Consider the following 5,707-nt stretch of genomic DNA (forward strand, 5'->3'; position numbering starts at 1 on the left):
GTTTTTTGTTTGAGACATATTTTGATCCATTATTTTATTTTCTTTTTTATAGTTTTTTAACCATTTTTGTAAAAAAGCTATATCTTCAGAAAACCCTTTCCCTTCGAATTTTAATATTAAAGGTATATTAAATTTTTTAGAAATTAATTCGCCCGCTTTTCCAAAATTAGAACCATAGTTTTTGTTGCCGGAAACAGCCACTCCGATCGCTAAATGAGAATTTTTTTCTAAAAAATTTTCTATTTCATCAGAAATTTCTCCAAATTTAACTGTTTTAGTGACTAAAAAAAATTCTTCTTCTTCGTTATTAAATTTTTTAACATGTTCCTTAGGAAACCCTAATTTTTCAACAAAATCGTATACATTCCCTTGCTCTTGTCCATCGAAAATAATTTTCATTTTACACCACTTTTATTTTTGAAAAATTTTTTTCTATTTATATTTTTAATATTTATTTGTTTTCTAGTTTTTGAATTCTAGTTTTTTTACTTTTTGAATAATATTTTTTAAAAATTTAATAAGACTCTAAAAGTAAAATTATATTTATATTCTATCATAAATAAAATTTAATTCTTTTAAATAAAAAATTATTTCTTCTTTAAATATTTTTTAAAAAGTTAAAAATAATTAAAAAATAATATATTTTATTATTATAATTAGTAAAAGGCAAAATGTGCAAAGAATTAAAAAAAGATCCATTTTTAGAGGATAAAAAAAAATTAATTGCACAATCTTTGCTTATTAATTGCACATTTTTTTATAGTTATGCACAATTTTTGTTGATGTAAATTTTTTTTCTTTTTTGGAAAAAGTTCTAAAATTCATCTTTTGAAAAATGATCTTTTCATTTTCAGAAAGAGAAAAAAAATAGAAAATATTTTTGTCATAAAAAAATGTGCAAAGAATTATGAAATGAATGATTTTAAAAAAGTTATGCACAATTGAATGCACAAAAAATATTTTTTCAAAAAGATAAAAAAAGATTTTAAAAACATTCTTTTCAAATAGAGAAGAAAAAGTTATGCACATTGAAAAAGGAGTTATGCACAATTGTTTTTCTTTTGTGCAAAGAATTAAATTTTCAATATTTTAAGAGAAGAAAAATACTTTTTTAAAAAAGATGGAAAATAAGTGAAAATGATTTTTTTATTTTTTGAATTAAAAAAAGTTATGCACAAAAAATAATTTTTTTAAATGTTATAAAAAGACTTAAAAAACATTCTTTTTGTTTATGATAAAAAAAGTTATGCACATTTAAAAAAGCAATTTTTCTTTAAATTTTTTTAATTGATTCTTTTTAAAGTTTAATTTTTTTTCCTTTATTTTATAATCAAAATGTAGTATAATAAAGTTAAATTTTTATTTCATTTTTAATCAATTTCTTATGAAGGGAAAATTTTAAAAATAAAAAGATAAAGATGAAAAAATATGGATATTAATTTTAAAACAAGAGAAGAAGAAAAAATAAAGTTAAAAAATTTTATATTAGGTGGACTATTTTTAATTATTGCTTATCAATTGGTTTATTTTATTTCTTCGGAAATAATTTATGAAACTGATTTTTTCAAAGAATTTACTTGCAAAATTATGAGCGGAAAAACGAAAAGCATTTTAGATTTATTCATTAAAATTGAATATCATAGCTTTTATTCTCTTATGATAATAGTTTATTTCGGTTCTTTCGCTTGGTGGGCTTGTATAACTCCTTATTTAATTTATAAATATTTAGATCAAAAAGCGATTACGCAATTATTTTTTTCTTCACTTTTGTTTTTACTTGTTGCTATGGTTATTTTTTTTCTTTTACCTTTGAACATTGAAGAAGCGGATCAATGGAAAAAACTAATTGAAAATGATAAAAATTTTTTAAATAAAATGATAATTTTTCTTTATAGAATTGAAAATAAAAGAAATCTTTTATTACCTAGCATTCATGTTTCCAATAGTTGGTTTTGTTTTATTGTCTTTCGTGGTGAAAATAAAAAAAAGTTTCCCAAATCAATAGTTTTTATTCAATTTTTTTTAGCTATCTTGGTTTATTTTTCAACTTTCTTATTAAGACAACATTATATTTTAGACGGTATTGTCGCCATTATATTGGTAGAATTGATTTACTTTATTGTTAAAAAATATTTTATAAAAAATAAAAATTAATTTTTAAAATGATTATATATTATTTTTTCATTTTTCATAAAAAAATTTTTACTTTGATATTTTTAAAATAAAATTATTTATTGAATTATCAAAGTAAAGGAAGAATTATAATTTAAAAAACAAAATGAATACCAACCAAATAATAGAAAAAAAGGAACTTAATTTTTTAAATACGTTAAACCCTAAAGGGAAAAAATTATTTTATTTTGTTTTATCGTTAACTATATTTACAATCTTGGCAGACGTAATAACTTTTTTTAATTCTCAAGCAGAAGAAGGAAATTTTTTTTGTAAAAAAGTTTTTTTCAGATATTTAAAATATTTTACTTTTCAAATGAACATTGCGGTTTTATTAATTTTATTATCTTTTTTTCTTAAAATTAAAAATAAAAAATTTCATTCTTTATTGATAATTATTATTATGGTAGATGCTTTATTAACTTCTTTTATTTACAACCTTTTCCTCCATCCGGTTTGGATTTATGAAAGTAGTGATTTTGTTCAAATTATAAGAAAAGAAGATTCAGTTGATAGAATTTGGTGTGCTTTAAGCATTTCCCAACACGTTTTAATACCTTTTTCTTATTTCATTCTTTTTTTCTTTTTTGTTCCAGTGAATTTTAATAATTTTAGAAAAATATTTTTAACTTTTATTCACCCTATTTTATTCCTCTCTTTTTATTATTTATTATTATTATTCACCTCTAATAAAGGTTATCGTAATTGTAAAAACGGAGGAGATAAATGTTTTTTTCCTTATCCTAATATTCAATGTCATAAAAAGCATTTTTATCATGGGAAAGAAATTAAAAAATTATTTGGTGAACCATTATTCAAAATGGAAAATATTAAACGAAAACCAGCGGTTTTTTTTAGAATATTAATTTTAACTTTTTTCTTTTCGTTTCTTTTCTTCTTTGTTCTATATTTTAAGAATAAATTTAATGATAAAAAAAGCTTTTTAAAAGGTAATATAATTATATACGACTAAAAAAATAATTAAATTTAAAAAAAGGTTGATAAAAATGTCAATTGCAAAAAAAAGATTAGTAACGGGAATAAAGCCAACTGGAGATTTAACTTTAGGCAATTACTTAGGAGTCGTTAAACCGTTAGTTAATTTTCAAAAAAAATTTAATCAAGAGTATGATTTTTATGTTTTTATTGCTGATTTACATGCTTTAACAAAATTTCAAGAACCAACATTATTAAAGAAAAGAATTAAAAATATCGCGGCTCTTTATTTAGCTTCAGGTTTAGAACCTTCTCAGGTTAATTTATTTGTTCAATCAGAAGTTGTTCAACATACTTATTTGAGTTATATAATGGAGTCTACTTCTTATTTAGGCGAATTAAACCGAATGATCCAATTTAAAGAACAGAAAAAAAATAATTCTAGTCAAAACATAAGAACTTCTTATTATACTTATCCTCTTTTAATGGCTTCAGATATTTTACTTTATGACGCTAATGTGGTTCCGGTTGGTCAAGATCAAAAACAACATTTAGAATTGACTCGTGATTTAGCTGAACGTTTTAATAGTTTGTACGGAGAAACTTTTGTTATTCCTGAATTTTTAAAAATGGGTCATACAATTAAATCTTTGACCGAACCAACTAAAAAAATGAGTAAAAGTTTTCAATTGGATCCGCAAAATGATAAGGGTTGTATTTTTCTTTCAGAAGATTTGAAGGTTATTAGGCAAAAAATTATGAGATCTGTAACTGATTCAGATAAAAAAATTTATTATGATGTAGAAAAAAAACCAGGAATTTCAAACCTTTTAACCATTTATTCAGCTTTAAAAGATTTATCAATGGAAGAAACTGAAAAATATTTTTTAAATTCTTCTTATCAAATTTTAAAAGAAAAAGTTGCCGATATAGTAGTGGAAAAAATTGATGAAATTCAAAAGAAATTTACTTTTTATAATAAAAACTCTCTTTTAGATGATATTTTTGAAAAAGGAGCAAAAAACTCCAGTTTTATTGCAGAACAAAAAATAAAAAAAGTTAAGAAAAAATTAGGTATCGGATGGCGATAATAACAATTTTTAAAAAATCTTATGCCTTCAGAAGGTAGGGGTATTTTTTTAAATGAATGATTTAGAAAAAAAAACACAAAAAATGAAAGAAACAAACATATGGAAATTTATTTTATTTTCTTCTTTTCCTATGATGATTTATTTAGTTTTTAACAATATTTCTAATAATATTGATTTATTTTTCTTAAAAAATAAATTTGGTTTAAAAGAAATAAGTATGTTTTCGCAAATTAATGGAGCTAAAAAAATAATTTTTACTTTTGTTTTTTCTATTAGTATTGCCGGAATTTCTTTAATAGCCAGGGAATATAGTTTAAAAAACTTTGAAAAAATGCATAAATTATCTAATTTTTTTTTAGTATTTTCTTTTTTCTTTGTCATTTTTGTTTTAAGTTTTTTCATGTATTTCAGAGAACCTTTTTTAAAATTATTAAATATTAATAAAGATTTCATTGAAAATGAATACGGAAGAAGTTATTTTTTACTTTCTTTATCTTCTTTAGTTTTTGTCACCATTAATATGATTATTTTAGGTTTTGAAAGAATTCAAAAACATAATTCTAAAGTTTTCTTTTTAAATTTATTTAATTTTTTTCTAAAAATATTTATTTCTTATTTTCTTTGTGTTTGTATTACACCTGACGGAGAACTTTCCTCTAAAAAAGAATTACAAAAATATGTCTTTTATGTTTCTCTTTCTACTTTAATATCTGATTTTTTATTAACTGTGATTTCTCTTTTTATTATTTTTAATAAAAAAAATCTTTTTAGAATTAATTTGAAAAAAGCTTCTTTTGATAAAAATTTTTTAAAAAAATTATTTCAACTTTTTTTATCTATTTTTTCTATTAGAATTAGTAATATTTTAACTAAAGTTATTCTTAATTTTTCTATTATTAATAATACTAATGATGGAGTAATAGCAGTCGCCACTTATAGTTTGGTGAGTTTCTTTATTGGTATCATTTATAATATAGAAATTTCTTTTGAAGAAACGCAATCTTTTTTAGTTAATAAAAATATTGAAAAAAATAATTTTCATGAGACTTTTCAAATTTTAAAAAAGACTCTTACATTCGTTATTATTATCGCTTTTATGACTTTGTTATTTATTTGTTTTCAATGGGAAAGTATTTTTAATTTTTTAAATAAAAATAAAAATAATAATAACATTGAGGAAATTAGAGGTATTTTTCAAACTTTAATATATTTTGATTTCTTCTCTTCTTTAATAAGTGTTTTTAATCTTTTAATAATGAGTTTTTTATTATCTTATAAAAGAATTTATAGTGTTTTATTTTTAAATTTTTTAAAAATGTTTTTAATTGGTTTTGTATTCTTTATTTTAAAAAAATCTTTTAATGATTTTTCTTCTCATCAATTGTTAGGAATGTCTTTATTATTAAATAATATAGTTATTTTCAGCATAACATTAGTTTTTTTCTTTTCAATATATAAAAAAACCAAAGATTGAAGAAAAATTTTTAAAAATATTATACCAAAATTAA

General features: G+C 20.5%; 5 protein-coding genes. 4 read left to right on the forward strand and 1 reads right to left on the reverse strand.

Annotation, left to right across the window (positions count from 1 at the left end; translation table 11 throughout):
* A partial coding sequence (gene nrdI / locus HR065_RS00985) for a class Ib ribonucleoside-diphosphate reductase assembly flavoprotein NrdI (protein ID WP_178734059.1) occupies positions 1-399 on the reverse strand: 399 nt, incomplete at its 3' end.
* Between the two features lie 1,029 nt (positions 400-1,428).
* Here nrdI and HR065_RS00990 point away from each other — a divergent pair.
* The 4 genes from HR065_RS00990 to HR065_RS01005 all read left to right on the forward strand — a co-directional run bounded on the left by HR065_RS00990 (position 1,429) and on the right by HR065_RS01005 (position 5,673).
* The gene (locus HR065_RS00990; protein WP_178734060.1) at positions 1,429-2,154 is read left to right on the forward strand and encodes a phosphatase PAP2 family protein; all 726 of its coding nucleotides are present in this window, start codon (positions 1,429-1,431) and stop codon (positions 2,152-2,154) included.
* Between the two features lie 334 nt (positions 2,155-2,488).
* The gene (locus HR065_RS00995; protein WP_244948328.1) at positions 2,489-3,145 is read left to right on the forward strand and encodes a hypothetical protein; all 657 of its coding nucleotides are present in this window, start codon (positions 2,489-2,491) and stop codon (positions 3,143-3,145) included.
* 34 nt (positions 3,146-3,179) lie between these two features.
* Entirely contained in the window at positions 3,180-4,199 is a 1,020-nt protein-coding gene (gene trpS, locus HR065_RS01000; RefSeq protein ID WP_178734062.1) for a tryptophan--tRNA ligase, read from the forward strand.
* Positions 4,200-4,251: 52 nt separating this feature from the next.
* Entirely contained in the window at positions 4,252-5,673 is a 1,422-nt protein-coding gene (locus HR065_RS01005) for an MATE family efflux transporter (RefSeq protein ID WP_178734063.1), read from the forward strand.
* Positions 5,674-5,707: the final 34 nt, after the last annotated feature.

This window comes from Candidatus Phytoplasma pruni (genome assembly GCF_013391955.1).
Taxonomy (GTDB): domain Bacteria; phylum Bacillota_I; class Bacilli_A; order Acholeplasmatales; family Acholeplasmataceae; genus Phytoplasma.